General features: G+C 65.8%; 20 protein-coding genes. 6 read left to right on the plus strand and 14 right to left on the minus strand.

Translation table 11 applies throughout. The features are described from left to right. Positions 1–111: 111 nt before the first annotated feature. From A5651_RS23415 to A5651_RS23430, 4 genes are read left to right on the plus strand one after another with little or no spacing between them, the layout of a single operon-like run. Positions 112–1,044, plus strand: coding sequence for a class I SAM-dependent methyltransferase (locus A5651_RS23415; protein WP_066986831.1), 933 nt, complete (start codon positions 112–114; stop codon positions 1,042–1,044). Then, positions 1,041–1,946, plus strand: a complete 906-nt coding sequence (locus tag A5651_RS23420; protein WP_066986834.1) for a class I SAM-dependent methyltransferase — start codon at positions 1,041–1,043, stop codon at positions 1,944–1,946. The genes A5651_RS23415 and A5651_RS23420 overlap by 4 nt, the downstream gene beginning before the upstream one ends. Before the next feature lie 9 nt (positions 1,947–1,955). Then, entirely contained in the window at positions 1,956–2,858 is a 903-nt protein-coding gene (locus A5651_RS23425; protein ID WP_066986837.1) for an SAM-dependent methyltransferase, read from the plus strand. Continuing rightward, complete coding sequence (locus A5651_RS23430) at positions 2,858–3,769, plus strand: class I SAM-dependent methyltransferase (RefSeq protein WP_066986840.1); 912 nt, start codon at positions 2,858–2,860, stop codon at positions 3,767–3,769. The genes A5651_RS23425 and A5651_RS23430 overlap by 1 nt, the downstream gene beginning before the upstream one ends. A 186-nt stretch (positions 3,770–3,955) precedes the next feature. Here the strand turns inward: A5651_RS23430 and sppA are convergent, their stop codons facing one another. Further along, the gene (sppA, locus tag A5651_RS23435; RefSeq protein ID WP_066986843.1) at positions 3,956–5,752 is read right to left on the minus strand and encodes a signal peptide peptidase SppA; all 1,797 of its coding nucleotides are present in this window, start codon (positions 5,750–5,752) and stop codon (positions 3,956–3,958) included. A gap of 56 nt (positions 5,753–5,808) precedes the next feature. On the opposite strand from sppA, the gene A5651_RS23440 reads away from it, so the two are divergent. Next, the gene (locus A5651_RS23440; RefSeq protein WP_066986846.1) at positions 5,809–6,735 is read left to right on the plus strand and encodes an LLM class flavin-dependent oxidoreductase; all 927 of its coding nucleotides are present in this window, start codon (positions 5,809–5,811) and stop codon (positions 6,733–6,735) included. A 45-nt stretch (positions 6,736–6,780) separates the two neighbouring features. Here the strand turns inward: A5651_RS23440 and rplO are convergent, their stop codons facing one another. From rplO to A5651_RS23505, 13 genes are all read right to left on the minus strand, one after another. Beyond that, entirely contained in the window at positions 6,781–7,245 is a 465-nt protein-coding gene (gene rplO, locus A5651_RS23445; protein WP_066986848.1) for a 50S ribosomal protein L15, read from the minus strand. After that, the gene (gene rpmD, locus A5651_RS23450; protein WP_066986851.1) at positions 7,242–7,430 is read right to left on the minus strand and encodes a 50S ribosomal protein L30; all 189 of its coding nucleotides are present in this window, start codon (positions 7,428–7,430) and stop codon (positions 7,242–7,244) included. The genes rplO and rpmD overlap by 4 nt, the downstream gene beginning before the upstream one ends. 2 nt (positions 7,431–7,432) lie before the next feature. Next, complete coding sequence (rpsE, locus tag A5651_RS23455) at positions 7,433–8,104, minus strand: 30S ribosomal protein S5 (RefSeq protein WP_066986853.1); 672 nt, start codon at positions 8,102–8,104, stop codon at positions 7,433–7,435. A 28-nt stretch (positions 8,105–8,132) separates the two neighbouring features. After that, a complete protein-coding gene (gene rplR / locus A5651_RS23460; protein WP_066986856.1) occupies positions 8,133–8,540 on the minus strand; it encodes a 50S ribosomal protein L18 in 408 nt (135 codons plus the stop codon). Positions 8,541–8,542: 2 nt separating this feature from the next. Further along, a complete protein-coding gene (rplF, locus tag A5651_RS23465) occupies positions 8,543–9,082 on the minus strand; it encodes a 50S ribosomal protein L6 (RefSeq protein ID WP_066986858.1) in 540 nt (179 codons plus the stop codon). A 16-nt stretch (positions 9,083–9,098) separates the two neighbouring features. Further along, the gene (gene rpsH / locus A5651_RS23470; protein WP_066986860.1) at positions 9,099–9,497 is read right to left on the minus strand and encodes a 30S ribosomal protein S8; all 399 of its coding nucleotides are present in this window, start codon (positions 9,495–9,497) and stop codon (positions 9,099–9,101) included. Positions 9,498–9,582: 85 nt separating this feature from the next. Then, a complete protein-coding gene (locus A5651_RS23475) occupies positions 9,583–9,768 on the minus strand; it encodes a type Z 30S ribosomal protein S14 (protein ID WP_059101363.1) in 186 nt (61 codons plus the stop codon). Positions 9,769–9,772: 4 nt separating this feature from the next. Continuing rightward, on the minus strand, positions 9,773–10,345 hold the full coding sequence (gene rplE, locus A5651_RS23480; protein ID WP_066986863.1) for a 50S ribosomal protein L5: 573 nt from the start codon (positions 10,343–10,345) through the stop codon (positions 9,773–9,775). A gap of 2 nt (positions 10,346–10,347) precedes the next feature. Continuing rightward, positions 10,348–10,665, minus strand: a complete 318-nt coding sequence (rplX, locus tag A5651_RS23485) for a 50S ribosomal protein L24 (protein WP_066986866.1) — start codon at positions 10,663–10,665, stop codon at positions 10,348–10,350. Continuing rightward, the gene (gene rplN, locus A5651_RS23490; protein ID WP_066986869.1) at positions 10,666–11,034 is read right to left on the minus strand and encodes a 50S ribosomal protein L14; all 369 of its coding nucleotides are present in this window, start codon (positions 11,032–11,034) and stop codon (positions 10,666–10,668) included. A 246-nt stretch (positions 11,035–11,280) separates the two neighbouring features. Next, positions 11,281–12,186, minus strand: a complete 906-nt coding sequence (locus A5651_RS23495) for a formylglycine-generating enzyme family protein (RefSeq protein WP_066987017.1) — start codon at positions 12,184–12,186, stop codon at positions 11,281–11,283. A 5-nt stretch (positions 12,187–12,191) separates the two neighbouring features. Further along, positions 12,192–12,878, minus strand: a complete 687-nt coding sequence (locus A5651_RS23500; RefSeq protein ID WP_066987020.1) for a hypothetical protein — start codon at positions 12,876–12,878, stop codon at positions 12,192–12,194. Between the two features lie 10 nt (positions 12,879–12,888). Continuing rightward, positions 12,889–15,240 (minus strand): arylsulfatase, encoded by a 2,352-nt coding sequence (locus A5651_RS23505; RefSeq protein WP_066986871.1) that lies wholly within the window; start codon positions 15,238–15,240, stop codon positions 12,889–12,891. Between the two features lie 297 nt (positions 15,241–15,537). Between A5651_RS23505 and zwf the strand changes: the two genes are divergently transcribed. After that, positions 15,538–17,070 (plus strand): glucose-6-phosphate dehydrogenase, encoded by a 1,533-nt coding sequence (zwf, locus tag A5651_RS23510; protein WP_066987023.1) that lies wholly within the window; start codon positions 15,538–15,540, stop codon positions 17,068–17,070. Positions 17,071–17,250: the final 180 nt, after the last annotated feature.

The following is a 17,250-nucleotide window of genomic DNA, read 5'->3' on the forward strand; positions in this document are numbered from 1 at the left end:
AGGTGCCGGCGGTGAGCTCAAGCCACCTTTCAGGATCGGAGCGTACAGTCGAGACGGCTTGTTATAACAGCTAACTAATCGATGTATTTGACGAGCGAATAGGAATACCGCATGGCGCGCACAGACGACGACAGCTGGGACCTGGCCTCCAGCGTCGGAGCGACCGCGACGATGGTGGCAGCCGCCCGCGCGATGGCGACCAGGATCGACGGCTCCCTGATCAGCGACCCCTACGCCGAGCCGCTGGTTCGCGCCGTCGGCGTCGACGTGTTCACCAGGCTGGCGACGGGTGACCTCGATCCCTCGGCCCTCGAGGTCGACGCCGACAACAGCGCCGGGATGGACCGCATGGTCGACAACATGGCGGTCCGCACGAAGTTCTTCGACGACTTCTTCCTCGAGGCCGCAGGCGCCGGCATCCGTCAGGTCGTCATCCTGGCCTCGGGCCTGGACTCACGGGCATATCGCCTGGAGTGGCCGGCGGACACCGTCGTCTACGAGGTCGACCAGCCGCAGGTGATCGCGTTCAAGACACAGGCGCTCGCCGACATCGGCGCCGAACCCACCGCAGACCGCCGCGTGGTAGCCGTCGACCTGCGGTTGGACTGGCCGGCCGCGCTGAAGGAAGCTGGATTCGACCCCGGTCAGCCGACGGCGTGGAGCGCCGAGGGGCTGCTGGGGTATCTGCCGCCCGATGCCCAGGACCGGCTGCTGGACACCATCACCGAGTTGAGCGCGCCGGGCAGCCGCTTGGCCACCGAAAGCACACCGCCCATCGACCAGGCCGACGTCGACGAGGCGATGGAGAGGATGCAGAAGGCCGCCGAGCGGTGGCGCGAATACGGCTACGACCTCGACTGGGCCAACCTGGTCTACATCGGCGAGCGCAATGAGCCCTCCGCCTACCTCGCCGCAGGCGGCTGGACGGTGACCGGCAACGGCGTCAACGACCTTCTGACCAGCCACGGCTATCCGCCGTTCGACGGCGACACGCCGTTTGCCGACCTGCGGTACATCAGCGGCGTCCTCGGAGACCAGGGATGACCAGGGCGGACTCCGACAGCTGGGACCTGGCCTCCAGCGTCGGCGCGACGGCCACGATGGTCGCCGCGGGCCGGGCGATCGCCAGCAGGGAGCCCGACGCTCTCATCAACGATCCGTTCGCCGATCCGCTGGTGCGCGCCGTCGGTCTGGACTTTTTCGCCCGGCTTATCGACGGGGAGATCGGGCTGTCTGACGACGATGGCGCGGCGGCCACCCGGTTGATCGTGAACGTGATGGCGGTGCGCACCAAGTTCTTCGACGACTTCTTCACCGATGCAGTGGCGGCGGGGATCCGGCAGGCGGTGATCCTGGCGTCGGGCCTCGATGCGCGGGCCTACCGGCTGTCCTGGCCAGACGGCACGGTCGTCTACGAAATCGACCAGCCGAAGGTGCTGGAGTTCAAGAACGCGACGATGGCGTCGCTGGGCGCCGAACCCACCGCCGACCGCCGGGCGGTCAGCATCGATCTGCGTGATGATTGGCCGGCAGCGTTGCGCGCCAACGGTTTTGATGTCACGCAGCCGACAGCGTGGACCGCCGAGGGCTTGCTGGTGTACCTACCGCCCGAGGCGCAGGACCGGCTCTTCGACGACATCGCGAAGCTGTCTGCGCCGGGCAGCCGGCTGGCCACCGAGTACCACCCCGACGGCGGCGCGAGCATCGGAGAGCGGGCAGAAGCGTTCCGCGAGCAGTGGCAGAAGCACGGCTTCGACATGAACCTCGCCGACCTGTTCTACAAGGGCGACCGCAATCCCGTCGTCGACTACCTCGCCGAGCACGGCTGGCAGGTGGCCACCCGCAGCCGGCCCGAGATGTTCGCCGCGTACGGGCGACACTTCCCCGGCAGCGACGAGCTTGCGCCGATGCGAGAGTCGCTGTCCGTCACGGCAATTCGGCAATAGGACATCGCGATGGCACGGACCGACAACGACAGCTGGGATCTGGCATCCAGCGTAGGTGCGACCGCAACCGCCGTCGCCGCGTCCCGGGCGGTGGCCTCGCAGGGCCCCGACCCGCTGCTCGACGACCCGTACGCCGAACCGCTGGTTCGTGCGGTCGGAGATTATTCGTTTATCAGGATCGTCGACGGCGATGCGTTCGTCGACAACCCGGCGATGAACCGCAGGACAATGAGCGAGCAGATCGCGGTCCGGACTCGGTATTTCGACGATCTCTTCACCGCCGCGGGCGAGGCAGGAATTCGGCAGGCGGTCATTCTGGCCACCGGGTTGGACACGCGCGCCTATCGGCTGCCCTGGCCGGCGGGCACGGTGGTGTTCGAGGTGGATCAGCCGCGCGTCATCGAGTTCAAGACCTCGACACTGGAAAGCCTTGGCGCGGTGCCCAAGGCTGTCCGCAAGACCGTCGCCATCGACCTGCGTGACGACTGGCCCTCCGCGCTGCGCGCGGAGGGCTTCGATCCGGCCGCCCCCACGGCCTGGATCGCCGAAGGGTTGCTGGTATACCTGCCGCCGGAGGCGCAGGATCGGCTGCTGGACAACATCACTGAGCTGTCCGCCGCCGGCAGCCGGCTGGCCACCGAGAACATGGACATGAAGTCGATGCCCGAGGACTGGGCGCAGAAGCTCGACGAGCGGTCGCGCCGTGCGGGGTCGCGGATCAAGCTGTCGGAGCTGTTCTACTCGGGCGACCGAAACTCCGCCCACAATTACCTGTCCGGGCACGGCTGGCAAGTCAGCACTCAGACGACGGCAGAGGCGTTCGCTGCCAACGGTTTCGACCTGCCCGACGACGAGCTGATCAATATGGCCGGCGACTCGGGATATTTGACCGCTATCCGACAGGGGCAATGATGGCGCGCAGCGACAACGACACCTGGGACCTCGCGTCGAGCGTGGGGGCGACGGCCACCATGGTCGCCGCCCAGCGAGTGCTCGCCCACCGCGAGGGCCTTATCGATGATCCGTTCGCCGAGCCGCTGGTGCGTGCCGTCGGGCTGGACTTCTTCGTCAAGATCCTCGACGGCGAGATCGACATGGCCGATTTGGCGGACGTGGACCCGCGGTTCACCGTCCGCCGGTCGGCCGAAGGGATGACAGTCCGCACCCGGCACTTCGACAAGTTGTTCACCGACGCCGCCGACGCCGGGGTCCGGCAGGCGGTCATTCTGGCGGCCGGGTTGGATGCGCGCGCCTATCGGCTGCCCTGGCCCGACGGCACGGTCGTCTTCGAGGTGGATCAGCCCGAGGTCATCGATTTCAAGTCGAAGACGCTGGCGGGCCTGGGCGGCGCTGCGCCAAAGGCGACGCGACGCACAGTCGCGATCGATCTTCGAGAAGACTGGCCGAAAGCGCTGCGCGACAATGGCTTCGACGCATCTCAGCCGACGGCGTGGATCGCCGAGGGGTTGTTGATTTATCTGCCTGCGCAGGCGCAGGATCTGCTCTTCGACCGGATCGACGAGCTCAGCGCCCCGGGCAGCCGCGTCGCCACCGAACACATCCCCGACGTCACCATGTTCTCCGATGAGCGGTCGCAGCAGATCTCCGAACGCCTCAAGCAGTACGGCCACGACTTCGAGATGCGCGATCTCATCTATCACGAGCAGCGCAGCGATGTGGTCGACTACCTCACCGGCCACGGCTGGGATGCCACCGCCCGAAGGGTGCCGGATGCGTATTCCGACAACGGTTTCGAGTTTCCCGAGGACGGCGCGATGGGTTTCTTCGCCGAGATGAGCTACGTCAGCGCCATCAAACGCTGACGGCCTCACCCCCGGTCGAGCGGGCCCGCTCCCCTTCCCCCGCGAGCGTGCGTGTCTGCACGAGACACGCCGCGCGTTTTCGACACTTTGCGCACCCTCGTTCCCGTGCGAGCGCGCGGCGATCGCCGACGATCAGTGCGTGTCGAGCAACAGACACGCACGCTTGGGCGGATGCATCCCCAAGGCTTAGAACCGGTAATTCCCCAGCCACAACGCGCTGACGCCGGTCAGCGAGCGCTCTGCGTGACCCAACATGTCCAACACCGACCGGCCGACCAGCGCAGCGACGGCCTCGGTCAGCGACGCGGCCGCGGGCTGCGACGAAGGCTTGGGCCGCAGGAAGTCCAGGAACGACGAGCCCGGGTAGTTGACGATGCGGACATCGGCGTCCTCGCCGTGCCCCGCCAACACCTTGGCCCTGTTGATCGCGGTGCGTAGCCCTCCGAGCTCGTCGACCAAACCGCGTTCGAGCGCGTCGGCACCGGTCCACACCCGACCGCGGGCCACGGCATCGACGGCCTCCACGGTCAGCTTTCGGCCTTCGGCTACGCGCTGGACGAAATCGGTGTAGCAGAGGTCGGCCTCGGCCTCGACGCGGGCGCGCTGCTCGTCGGTGAACGGCGTGTTGATCGACCACGCGTCGGCATTGTCGTTGGTGCGCACCGAATCCGATCCCACACCCAGCCTGTCTTTGAGTTCGCGGGCCACTATCTTGCCGGCCAGTACTCCGATGGAGCCGGTGATGGTGCCCGCGTTAGCGACGATCGCGTCGGCGCCCGTCGACACGTAGTAGCCACCCGACGCCGCCACCGCACCCATCGAGACGACGATCGGCGTCTTGCTGTCCCCGATCCGATTCACTTCTCGCCAAATAGTTTCCGATGCAGTGACCGATCCACCGGGGCTGTCCACCCGCAACACGATCGCCGACACCGAATCATCGGCTGCCGCCTCGCGCAGCGCGGCCGCGATGGTGTCTCCGCCCGCGCTGGAGTTGCCCAACGGCAACACGCCGGGACCGCCCCGCCCATTGACGATCGGGCCGTGCAGCGTGACGACAGCGATCGTCGGTTTCGCCTTTCGACCCGGGATCGGCGGCACTTGCGAGCCGGGGCGGCCAGCAGCTGCCTTCGCATACCGCGACAGGTACAGCCGCGGCGCAGCATCGGGATCATTGTCGGCGTCGCCCCTACTTGCCGAAAAGTTCGGCGCTCCTACGAGTTCGTTGATGCGCGCATATGCCTCGTCGCGGAAGCCGATTCGATCGATCAGCCGGGCCGTGACGGCGTCATCGCGCAGCAGAGGCGCCTTGTTCGCCAAGTCGTCGAGGGTGGCCGTGTCGACGTGGCGAGCTTGCGCGACCGCTCGCCAAACCTCGTCGTGCAGACTTTGCAGCACTCGGCTGTCCGCCTCACGGTGGGCGTCGGTATAGCGGTCCTCGGTGAAACGGTTTGTGGCAGACTTGTATTCGCCGACGGTGATGAATTGAGGTTCAATGCCCGCTTTGTCGAGCGCAGTACGGAGGAAGAGCGCGTTGGTCGCGAAACCGACGAGGTTGACTGTTCCCGACGATTGCATCCACACCTCACGGAACGCCGACGCCAGGTAGTACGCCAGCGTGCCGGGGTAGGTCTCGGCCCACGCCAGCGACGGCTTGACGTCGCTGAAGGCCGAAATCGCATCGCGCAGTTCCTGGACCGGACCGGCGGCCGCAGCGGGCAGCTGCACCCGTGCGACCAAGCCCGCCACACGCTTGTCCTCGGCGGCACGGTGGATCGCGGCGACTGCCTCGCGCAGGACCATCGGCTTTCCGCCGGTGATGATCGCCATCGGGTCGAACCCACTGGTCTCCGGCGGGGCCGTCAACAGGTCCAGCTCGAGCACGCAGCCGTCGGGTATGCCGTGGTGGCGGGCGGTGTCCACTTTGCGGGCAAGCTGCCGCAGGTCATCGGCGCCGGGAAGGCTGGGCAAAAAGCTGAACATGGCCCGAGCCTACCGACGCGGGCTCCGCCGAGATCGCCGCGGCCTAGGGTGGTTGGGTGCGGTTCTCCATCTCGATCCCCCAACTGGACTATGACCGGTTCGACGACGCCGGCGTGCAGGCTTATCTAGCGCGCGCCGAGAAGCTCGGCTTCGACGGTGGCTGGACGCTGGAGCAGGTCGTCGGCAAGTCACCCGGGATTGCGCCGCTGCAACTACTCGCCTACGCGGCGGCCTGCACCAGCCGGCTGCGGCTGGGCGTCGCGGTGTTGATCACGACGCTGCACGACCCGCTGCAACTCGCGGCGGCAATCACCGCCGTCGACCGCCTCAGCCACGGCCGGCTGGACGTCGGTGTCGGCCACGGCGGCAAACGCAGACCGTTCAGAGCCTTCGGCGTGGCACCGGAATCGTTCGTCAGCTATTTCACCGAGGGCATCGACCTGATGAAGGCGGCGTGGTCCGACGAGGCGACCGTGACGTTTCACGGGCGGTTCCGCGACGTCGACGGGCTGACGATCCAGCCCAAGCCCGTACAGCGGCCGCACCCGCCGCTGTGGGTGGGCGGCACCGCCCCCAAGGCGCTCGCGCGTGCCGTCCGGATCGGCGACGCCTTCCTGGGTGCTGGCTCGTCGACCACCTCGACCTTCGTCGAGGCGGCCAAGACCGTGCGTCGTGAACTCGACGAACAGGGCAAGGACCCAAGGCAATTCACCATCGGCAAGCGGGTGTATCTGATGGTCGACGACGATGCCGCCCGCGCCCGCGGACGCGTCGTCGAGGGGCTGCACCGGATCTACGACAACATGCCGGGCATCGAGGACGTGCCGGTGTCAGGGACACCCGACGACGTGGCTCAAGGGCTACAAGAGGTGATCGACGCGGGCGCCAAGATGGTGCTGTTGAATCCGGTCGGTGCGAACGTCGCCGAAGACCGCGAGCAGATGGAACGCCTTGCCGCCGAGGTGATTCCGCAATTGCGCTGAAAGGCGAAAGCCCCCGAATGAATCGGGGGCTTATCGGCTTGGACGTCAGAGCTCTGTCGCGGAACCGCCTGCCGCTTCGGTCCATGATCCGCCCGCGGATGCGATCTTTTCCTTCGCGCTGGCGCTGAACTTGTTCGCGGTGACGTTGACCTTCACGGTCAGCTTGCCATCGCCGAGCACCTTCACCAGAGAGTTCTTGCGGACCGCGCCGGCGGCGACGAGTTCGTCGACGCCGACGTCGCCGCCCTTGGGGAACAGCTTGTTCAGGTCGCCGACGTTGACAACTTCGTACTCGGTGCGGAACCGGTTACGGAAACCCTTCAGCTTAGGCAGCCGCATGTGAATCGGCATCTGACCGCCCTCGAACATCACCGGGACGTTCTTGCGGGCCTTCGTACCCTTCGTACCGCGACCGGCGGTCTTGCCCTTGGAGCCTTCGCCGCGACCCACCCGGGTTTTCGCGGTCTTCGATCCCGGCGCGGGCTTGAGATCATGAAGTTTGATCATTATTTGGACTCCACCTCTTCCACCTCTACGAGGTGATGCACGGTCTTGATGAGCCCGCGCGTCTGCGCGTTGTCCTCACGCACGACCGACTGACGGATCTTGCGCAGACCCAGCGACCGCAGGCTTTCCCTCTGCCGCCACCGGGCACCGATGGTGCTGCGAACCTGGGTGATCTTCAGCTCTGCCATGGCTATGCCGTTCCTTCACGTGCGGCGCTCGCGGCCAGCGCGTCGGCCTCACGGCGCGCCTTGAGCATGCCGGCGGGCGCCACGTCTTCGATCGGCAGGCCGCGCCGGGCCGCTACCTCTTCGGGACGCTGCAGCAGCTTCAGCGCGGCAACGGTGGCATGCACCACGTTGATCGCGTTGTCGCTACCCAGCGACTTGGCCAGGATGTCGTGCACGCCAGCGCATTCCAGCACCGCGCGGGCGGCGCCACCGGCGATCACACCGGTACCGGGGCTGGCCGGGCGCAGCATGACCACGCCCGCGGCCGCCTCACCCTGCACCGGATGCGTGATGGTGCCGCCGATCAGCGGAACGCGGAAGAAACCCTTGCGTGCCTCCTCGACGCCCTTGGCGATCGCGGCGGGAACTTCCTTGGCCTTGCCGTAGCCGACACCGACCATGCCGTTGCCGTCGCCGACGATGACCAGCGCGGTGAAGCTGAAGCGTCGACCACCCTTGACCACCTTGGAGACGCGGTTGATCGCGACGACGCGCTCCAGATAGTTGCTCTTGTCGCCGCCGTCGCGGTCGCGCCGACCACCACGATCGTCGCGTCGGCCACGACCCTCGCGATCGCCGCGCGGTGGCCGGTTATCTGAAGTCGCCGGCCCGGCGCCTGTCGCCTGCTCGGCCATTACGCAATCCTTCCAATTGTTTTCGTCATTAGAACTTCAGCCCACCTTCGCGTGCCGCATCGGCCAGCGCCGCGAGCCGTCCGCCGTAGGTGTAGCCACCCCGGTCGAATACGACGTTCTCGATGCCTGCGGCCTTGGCGCGCTCGGCGATCAGCTGACCGACCCGCTTGCTGTGGGCCTTCTTGTCGCCCTCCACCCCGCGCACGTCGGCCTCGATGGACGACGCCGCGGCCAGCGTGGTGCCGTTGAGGTCGTTGACCAACTGCACGTGGATGTGCCGAGACGAGCGGTTGACGACCAGGCGCGGCCGTTCGGCCGTCCCCTCGATCTTCTTCCGCAACCGGGCGTGCCTGCGCAGCCGCGAGGTCCGCCGGACCTCCGCGACACTCTTGCCGGCGCTCTTCGAAGCGTCTTTTGCCTTCTGAGCCTGAGCCATTGCTACTTACCTGTCTTTCCGACCTTGCGGCGGATCTGCTCACCCTCGTAGCGGATACCCTTGCCCTTGTAGGGATCGCTCTTCCGCAGGCGGCGGATGTTGGCCGCGACCTGGCCGACCTTCTGCTTGTCGATACCGGAGATCGAGAACTTCGTCGGCGTCTCCACCGCGAACGTCACGCCCTCGGGCGCGGTGATCTGCACCGGGTGGCTGTAGCCGAGGGCGAACTCGAGGTTGCTGCCCTTGGCCACCACGCGGTAGCCGACGCCGAAGATCTCCATCTTGATGGTGTAACCGTCGGTGACGCCGGTGACCAAGTTGGCCACCAGGGTGCGCGAGAGTCCGTGCAGCGAGCGGTTGCGCCGCTCGTCGTCGGGCCGCGTCACCACGATGGCGCCGTCGTCATCGCGGGCCACCTTGATCGGCTCGGCGACCGCGAGCTCGAGGGTGCCCTTGGGCCCCTTGACCGAGACGTTCTGGCCGTCGATCGTCACGTCGACTCCGGCGGGTACCGGAACCGGCTGCTTACCAATGCGGGACATAGCTAGTTCTTCCCCCTCACCACACGTACGCGAGGACTTCGCCGCCCACGCCTTGTCGTGCCGCCTGACGGTCGGTGAGCAGACCCGACGACGTGGAGATGATCGCCACGCCGAGGCCGCCGAGAACTCGCGGCAGGTTGGTGGATTTCGCGTACACCCGCAGACCGGGCTTGGACACCCGGCGCAGGCCCGCGATGCTGCGTTCGCGGCTGGGGCCGTACTTCAGCTCGACGATCAGCGACTTACCCACGCGAGCATCCTCAGTGCGGTAATCGGAGATGTAACCCTCGTTCTTGAGGATCTCGGCGATGTTCGCCTTGAGCTTCGAGTGCGGGAGCGTCACCTCGTCGTGGTACGCCGAATTGGCGTTGCGCAGACGTGTCAAGAAGTCTGCGATCGGATCCGTCATAGTCATGACAGCCGGTTCACCTTCCTCGCGGCGGTTCCCGTATCGGGGCCTGCCGCAACCTTTTCCGATGTTTTCGTGGTCTGTTCTGCTGTTACCAGCTGGACTTCTGCACACCCGGCAGTTCGCCGGCGTGCGCCATTTCGCGCAGGCAGATGCGGCAGAGCCCGAACTTGCGGAACACCGCGTGCGGGCGGCCGCACCGCTGGCAACGGGTGTAGGCCCGCACCTTGAACTTAGGCTTCTTGTTGGCCTTGTTGACCAGTGCCTTCTTTGCCATCTGCTCAGTTCTCCTTGAACGGAAAGCCCAGCGCCCGCAACAGCGCTCGTCCTTCGTCGTCGTTCGTCGCCGAGGTGACGACGGTGATGTCCATGCCTCGAGGCCGGTCGATGGAGTCCACGTCGATCTCGTGGAACACCGACTGCTCGGTCAGCCCGAAGGTGTAGTTGCCGGTGCCGTCGAACTGCCTGGGCGACAGGCCGCGGAAGTCGCGGATACGCGGTAGCGCGATCGAGATCAGCCGGTCGAGGAACTCCCACATGCGGTCGCCGCGCAGCGTGACGCGCGCACCGATCGGCATGCCCTCGCGCAGCTTGAACTGCGCGATGGACTTGCGGGCCCGACGAACCTCGGGCTTCTGGCCGGTGATCAGCGCTAGGTCGTTGACCGCGCCGTTGATCAGCTTGGCGTCGCGGGCGGCGTCGCCGACGCCCATGTTCACCACGACCTTGACCACGCCGGGGATCTGCATGACGTTGCCGTAGCCGAATTCCTTCTGCAGAGCTTCGCGGATCTCCTCGCGGTAGCGCTGCTTCAAACGAGGCGGAGTTTTCACCGCGCTTTCAGTGGTAGTCATTCTCAGATGTCCTTGCCGTTGGTCTTGGCGATGCGGACCTTCTTGCCGGTCTCTTCGTCTTTGCGGTAGGAGATGCGGGTCGGCTTGCCGTCGGAGTCGACCACCATCACGTTGGACACGTGGATCGGCGCCTCCTGGGTGACGATGCCGCCCGACTGCGCGCCGCGCTCATTGCGCGAGACCGCGGTGTGCTTCTTGATGCGGTTGACGCCCTCGACCAGCACCTTGTTACGGGTCGGAAAAGCCTGCAGCACTTTGCCTTTGGCACCCTTGTCCTTGCCGGAGATGACCAGCACGGTGTCGCCCTTGTGGACCTTCATCTACAACACCTCCGGAGCGAGCGAGACGATCTTCATGAAGCGCTTCTCGCGCAGTTCGCGGCCGACCGGGCCGAAGATGCGGGTACCGCGAGGATCGTTGTCGGCCTTGATGATCACCGCCGCGTTCTCATCGAACTTGATGTAGCTGCCGTCGGCGCGGCGGCGCTCTTTGACGGTGCGGACGATGACGGCCTTGACCACCTCACCGCGCTTGATATTGCCGCCGGGAATGGCGTCCTTGACCGTGGCGACGATGATGTCACCGATGCCGGCATAGCGCCGCGACGATCCGCCGAGCACACGGATGCACAAGATCTCCTTGGCGCCCGTGTTGTCGGCAACCTTCAGCCGCGATTCCTGCTGAATCACTCGATCTCCTCGACCTGGTTATATGTGTGCACGCAGGATTACCGACCCTGACGTGCGCGGTCTTGCTGTCACCGATAGGCACGCGGGGCCTATCGCAAGCGATTGGCCGAGGTCTGCCCAAGGCAACCCGTTGATTCTATGGGAGGACCAGCGAACAGCCAAATCCGCGCCGGTCGGAGCCCGATTGTGCGGACACAATGTCGCGCTGAGAGCGCCGCCATCGCCCATATATCCACGGCGTCGCTCTCAGACTGACATTGTCACCGCAGGGACATCAGCCACGCACCGAAACCCGATATGGGTGGTCGCGCTGTCTTGGGACTGCGGTGAACGCGCAGCTGGGCGGTACCGGTGGCAGTACTCCGGCGCGCACAGGTGTGAACCCCCTTTGAGCACCTGATTGATCGACGGGTCGGGCTCAGCCGAGGGGCAGCATCCCCCTGAGGCGTCGAGCCGGTGGTGGCCGGTGAACTGGGTCGTCGTCCACTCCCACACGTTGCCGATCATGTCGACAAGGCCGAACCCGTTCGGCGGGAACGTCCCGACCGGCGACGTGCCGACCCAGCCCGCTGCGCCGTCATTCTGGTACGGAAAACGCCCCTGCCAGGTATTGGCCATCAGCCGACCGTCGGGCATCGGGTCATCGCCCCAGGCGTAGATGTCGGTGCTGCCTGCGCGGGCTGCGTACTCCCATTCGGCTTCGCTGGGCAGCCTGCGTCCCGCCCAGCGGGCGTAGGCGGCCGCGTCCGGATAGGCCACCTGCACCACCGGGTGATCCGCTCGGTCCTCGAAGCTGGGGTCGCCGCTGTCCGGGCCGAACGGATGCCGCCAGCTGGCCCCGGGTTTCCATTCCCACCACTGTCGCCAGTCCCTCAGGTTCACCGGACCGCGTGTCGGCCGGAACACCAGCGCGCCGGGCACCAGGTCCGCCGGATCCGCGCCCGGGTACAGCACCGGGTCGATGTCCCGCTCGGCCACGGTGAGGTAGCCGGTCTGGTCGACGAATTCGGCGAACTGCGCGTTGGTGACGGGATGCCGCTCGATCGCAAACGACCGCACCGTCACCGTGTGTATCGGCGCCTCTTCGGGATAGAAGCTCGTCGACCCCATGCGGAAGGAGCCGCCCGGCACCTCGACGAGCTCGGTGAGCATGCGTTTCACGGTATGTCGACGGCGACCTGCCCGGTCAGCACCGCCGCGGCGGCGTCGAAGCCGACGGTGCCCGCAGGTGCCTGCACGTGGATGGCGGCCAGGTAGTTGTTGGAGTTGGTCCAGATGTGGGCAATGCGGTCGAGGAATTCGACGGATTGCTGCGGTGTGTCCGACCACGCGCCCATCAGTTTCTGACCGCTGTAGGCACACAGTTCGGCGGGCAGCACACTGACGCTGCTCACCGTCGACGTCGCCATCACCTTGTCCGCGTACTCGGTGAACGCCTCGGCGGGCTCCAGCGTGGTCTGGGCGACGGTGATGGTTGCCGACATCGCGGTTGGACCTTCGATGCGCAGATCGCTGTTGCCCGGTGATTTGCCAATCCAGCCGTCGGGCAACGCGACCGTGATTTCGGGCGCCTTCGGGTCGGCCGACTGCAGGGTGATTCGAGGGACGGCCATGGTCGGCGGAGCGCACATGACAGCATCCGCCGGGACCGGGGCCCGTGTGGTAGCGACCACGCCGGGCGCCGCAGGACCAGCATCATCTGCCGATTGGGGCGGCTGCGGACGTGCGACAGTCGCAGCATCCTCGTCGCGGATCGCCACACCCTCGTCGGTGCGGACACAGCCCGCGGGCAGGGGTGTCAGCAGCACCAGCACGGCCGCCGCCGTCCAACCGATCCGCCTCACCACTCCATCATCAGTCTTTTGCAAACGCCATCGCGAGTTCTTTCTCGACGTCGACATAGGGCGCGCCCGAGAGGTCGACGTCGACCTGCGCGATGGTGCCGCCGGTGAACGCATAAGGAGCCTTGAACGAACTCGACACCGCCGAGCCTGTGTTGCGTCCGACGCTGATCGTCGCACCGGCCAGCCCGAAGGTGCCCGGATGCGCCTTTACATCCGCCAGCGACGCCACGGCGTCCCCGTCGATGTAGAGCGTGACCTCACCCAGCGGCGTGTGGCTGTTCTCGACGGTTCCGGTGCGGCAGTAGGCGGCGCCGAAGATGTGCCTGCCCAACGGCACCGGCCCGGGCGACGACACCATCTGCTCCTGCTCGCCCATGAAGTTGTAGACGTAGTGCAATCGCCCGTCCTGGATGAACAGCACATGCCCGCCGTGCCCGCCGCCCTGTTTGAACAGCACCCCCTCGGCACCCGTCGTTTCGACGGTGACCTCGGCAAGCAGAGACAGCGACTGACCCCGCGGTTCCGCGGCGGCGCCCATGCCGACCTCCGCTGTGCCCGGGTAATACGTGAAGCTCTTTCGCTCACCAGCCAGGTAAGGGCGGTAGCGCGTCATGGTCTCGAGAATGTTGAGATCAGCCAGCGGCAGACCGTTGTACTTGGCCGCCTCGTCGAACCACAGCTTCGTCATCTCCTCGAGCTTGTCCGGATGCTCGGCGGCGAGATCGTGACATTGGCTGCGGTCGTTCTCGATGTGATACAGCTCCCAGCGGTCCTTGTCGAAATGTGACCAGCCCGCCGGCGTCGCGGCGTGCACGGTATTGGCGAACCAGCCCTTGTGCCAGATGCCGCGGGTTCCCAGCATCGCGTAGAACTGCGTGGCCTTACCCGTCTCGGCGGACGGATCGGCCAGCGCCGCTTTGAAACTCACGCCGTCGAGCGGCTTCTGTGCGATTCCAGCGACCTCAGCCGGCGGTGCGATGCCAAGCAAGTCGTAGACCGTGGGGGTGATGTCACAGACGTTGATGTAGTTGTCGCGGACTTCGCCGTGCGCGTTGATTCCGTTGGGCCAGCTGATGATTGCGGTGTCGGCGATACCTCCTTCGTGGGAGGCGTAACGCTTGTAGAGCTTGTACGGCGTATTGAACGCCATCGCCCAGCCGATCGCATAGTGCGGGTAGGTCTCGGGTCCGCCGAGGTGGTCGAGGTAGCGCAGGCTTTCTTCGACGGTGTCGATGTAGCCGTTGAAGAACTTGACCTCGTTGACGGATCCGTTCGGGCCGCCTTCACCGCTGGCGCCGTTGTCGGAGATCACCACGATGATCGTGTTGTCCAGTTGCCCGGACTCCTCGAGATAGTCGAGAATGCGGCCGATTTGGTCGTCGGTGTAGGACAGGAAGCCGGCGAACACTTCGGCCATCCTGCTGAAGAGCCGCTTCTCTTCGTCGGTCAGCGACTCCCACGGCCGCACGGTGTCCTGCGGCGGCCACGGCTCCCCGTTGGGACCCTTGACATCGAGATACGGGTTGACGGGCGACAATTCGGTGTCCGGCGGGACGATGCCGAGCTTCTTCTGATTCTCCAGCACGATCTCGCGGTAGCGCTCGTAGCCCATGTCGAACTTCCCGGCGTAGCGGTCGGCCCATTCCTTGAACACGTGGTGCGGGGCATGGCCGGCCCCCGGGCAGACATAGGAGAACCACGGCTTGTCGGGCGCGATCACCTTCGAGTCGCGGACGAACTCAATTGTCTTGTCGGCGATGTCTTTCGACAGGTGATAACCCTCTTCCGGTGTGGCCGGCGGGGCAACCTGATGATTGTCGTACACCAGGTCGGGATACCACTGGTCGGTTTCGCCGCCCATGAAGCCGTAGAACCTCTCGAAGCCGCGCGACAGCGGCCAATGACGCCGGGTGGCAGCGAGATTCGATTCTTCGAGCGGCGTCAGATGCCACTTCCCGACGCAATAGGTGTTGTACCCGCGCTCGCTGAGCACCTCCGACAACAGCGCGGTGTCGGCCGGGATGCGGCCGTTGCAGTTGGGGAAGCCGTCAGTGAACTCCTCGATGGTCGCCATGCCCACAGTGGTGGCGTTGCGCCCGGTCAACAGCGAGGCGCGCGTCGGCGAACACAGCGCCGTCGTGTGGAATTGCGAGAGCCGCACACCGCGCTCGGCGATGCGGCTCATCGTCGGCATCTCCACCAGCCCGCCGAAGCAATCCCAGGTGGCGATGCCGGTGTCGTCCCAGACGAGATAAAGGATGTTCGGCGAGCCGGCGGGCGCGGTCGGTGCGGCGTAGGGGCCCCAGTCGGGCTCGGAATCGCGGATGTCCAGCTCGATCTTGCCGTTGAATTCGGTTGACATGGCCACCCTCGTCCCGTCGTGGTCCCAACCGCCCGGAGATTACACCGGAGGCACATCCATTTGCCGCCAATTGACGACGGTGACATCAAGTTGTGTCCGGCGTTCGACCCTCCTACCCGACTTCACCAACGGCCAGCTCAACGCGGCGCGATGCGAAACCCGCTGTGCTGCAAGGTCTGCATGGACCCCGCCACGGTTAGCTCGTTCGAATTTCGGGTAACGCCGAATTGTCTCACCCGTGACGGCGCGATGGCGGAGGGCGGCAAGGCCGTGCACAACGAATCCGGCAGTGACAAGATGCCGAAGGTGGGGACAACTAGGCCAGGAAAAACCAAGGTGCAGACGATTTCGTATCCGGCGCCGGGCGCGCGCCCACACCGCCAAGACGACTACGCGGTCGATCCGCACGTGGTGGTGCTGTTCGGGGCGACCGGAGATCTGGCGCGCAGGAAACTGATCCCCGGCCTGGCCTACCTCGACCAGTCCGAGCTCGCGCCGAACATCGAGATCGTCGCGACCTCGCTCGAGGACATGTCGCGCGATGAGTTCCTTGAGATCGCCAAGTCGGCTATCGAGGACTTCGGCACCCACAAGCTGACCAGCGAACAGTGGAGCCGCTTCGCCGAAACGGTCACCTACGTGCCGCAGGGCGCGGGGCCCGAGGCGTTGGCCGCGGCCGTTGCTGAGGCCGAGGACAAACTGGGGCCCGACGTGCGGCGGCTGCACTATCTGTCGGTCCCGCCCAAGGCCGCCCGCGCCGTGATCACCACACTGCGCGAGGCCGACCTGGTCGACCGCTCCCGCGTCGTGATGGAGAAACCGTTCGGCACCGACCTGGCCAGCGCCGTCGAACTCAACGACTTCGTGCATCAGACGTTCGCCGAGGAGCAGATCTTCCGCATCGACCACTTCCTCGGCAAGGAGGCCGCCCAGAACATTCTGGCGTTCCGCTTCGCCAACGGGCTGTTCGAACCGATCTGGAACCGCAACTTCATCGACCACATCCAGATCGACATTCCCGAGACGCTCGGGCTCGACGAGCGCGCCAACTTCTACGAGAGCACCGGCGCCTACAAGGACATGGTGGTCACCCACCTGTTTCAGGTGATGGCATTCGTGGTGATGGAGCCGCCGACGGCGCTGGAACCGCGCGCGATCAGCGAAGAGAAGAACAAAGTGTTCCGGTCGATGTTGCCGGTGAACTGTTCTGACGTCGTCCGCGGACAATTCGTCGGATATCGCGAACTCGACGGTGTGGCAAGGGATTCCGACACCGAAACCTTCATCGCACTCAAGGTCGGCATCGACAACTGGCGCTGGGCCGGTGTGCCGGTCTACCTGCGTACCGGAAAACGGATGGCCGAAGGCATGCGGATCATCTCGATCGCCTTCAAGGAGGCACCCCGATCGATGTTTCCGGCCGGCTCAGGCGTGGGCTCACAGGGACCCGATCACTTGACCTTCGACCTGGCCGACAACTCCAAGGTGTCGCTGTCGTTCTACGGCAAGCGGCCGGGCCCTGGCATGAAGCTGGACAAGCTGTCGATGCAGTTCTCGACGCAGGAGATCGACACCGTGAACCAGGTGCTTGAGGCGTACGAGCGGTTGATCCTCGACGCGATGCGCGGTGACCACACGCTGTTCACCACCGCAGAGGGCATCGAGTCGCTGTGGGAGCGGTCCGAAGCGCTGTTGAACGATCCGCCGCCGGCCAAGCCGTACCCGCAGGGCACCTGGGGACCGAACGCAATCCATCAACTGATCGCACCCAACGCGTGGCGGTTGCCGTTCGAGCGGACGTGGCGCGAGGCCAAGAACAACGACTGCTAAAAGCCATTCCAGGCGCGGATAACCCGCGTTGTCGGAGGGCTGTGTGTATTCGACGACAAAGCCCCTGTGTGGGGCGCCGGCCACGTCCAGATCCTCAGCGACCCCGCTGAACTGGCCGCTGAGCGGATATTGGGTCCCGTCACCGACCAAGACGCATGAATGCGATGAAAGCGTCGACCG

This window comes from Mycobacterium sp. 1274761.0 (genome assembly GCF_001668615.1).
GTDB lineage: Bacteria > Actinomycetota > Actinomycetes > Mycobacteriales > Mycobacteriaceae > Mycobacterium.

Coding starts and splice junctions, on each gene's coding strand:
- A5651_RS23415 (WP_066986831.1), top strand. CDS start 112: ATGGCGCGCACAGACGACGACAGCTGGGACCTGGCCTCCAGCGTCGGA.
- A5651_RS23420 (WP_066986834.1), top strand. CDS start 1,041: ATGACCAGGGCGGACTCCGACAGCTGGGACCTGGCCTCCAGCGTCGGC.
- A5651_RS23425 (WP_066986837.1), top strand. CDS start 1,956: ATGGCACGGACCGACAACGACAGCTGGGATCTGGCATCCAGCGTAGGT.
- A5651_RS23430 (WP_066986840.1), top strand. CDS start 2,858: ATGGCGCGCAGCGACAACGACACCTGGGACCTCGCGTCGAGCGTGGGG.
- sppA (WP_066986843.1), bottom strand. CDS start 5,752: ATGTTCAGCTTTTTGCCCAGCCTTCCCGGCGCCGATGACCTGCGGCAG.
- rpmD (WP_066986851.1), bottom strand. CDS start 7,430: ATGGCAGAGCTGAAGATCACCCAGGTTCGCAGCACCATCGGTGCCCGG.
- rpsE (WP_066986853.1), bottom strand. CDS start 8,104: ATGGCCGAGCAGGCGACAGGCGCCGGGCCGGCGACTTCAGATAACCGG.
- rplR (WP_066986856.1), bottom strand. CDS start 8,540: ATGGCTCAGGCTCAGAAGGCAAAAGACGCTTCGAAGAGCGCCGGCAAG.
- rplF (WP_066986858.1), bottom strand. CDS start 9,082: ATGTCCCGCATTGGTAAGCAGCCGGTTCCGGTACCCGCCGGAGTCGAC.
- rpsH (WP_066986860.1), bottom strand. CDS start 9,497: ATGACTATGACGGATCCGATCGCAGACTTCTTGACACGTCTGCGCAAC.
- A5651_RS23475 (WP_059101363.1), bottom strand. CDS start 9,768: ATGGCAAAGAAGGCACTGGTCAACAAGGCCAACAAGAAGCCTAAGTTC.
- rplE (WP_066986863.1), bottom strand. CDS start 10,345: ATGACTACCACTGAAAGCGCGGTGAAAACTCCGCCTCGTTTGAAGCAG.
- rplX (WP_066986866.1), bottom strand. CDS start 10,665: ATGAAGGTCCACAAGGGCGACACCGTGCTGGTCATCTCCGGCAAGGAC.
- A5651_RS23495 (WP_066987017.1), bottom strand. CDS start 12,186: ATGCTCACCGAGCTCGTCGAGGTGCCGGGCGGCTCCTTCCGCATGGGG.
- A5651_RS23505 (WP_066986871.1), bottom strand. CDS start 15,240: ATGTCAACCGAATTCAACGGCAAGATCGAGCTGGACATCCGCGATTCC.
- zwf (WP_066987023.1), top strand. CDS start 15,538: ATGCCGAAGGTGGGGACAACTAGGCCAGGAAAAACCAAGGTGCAGACG.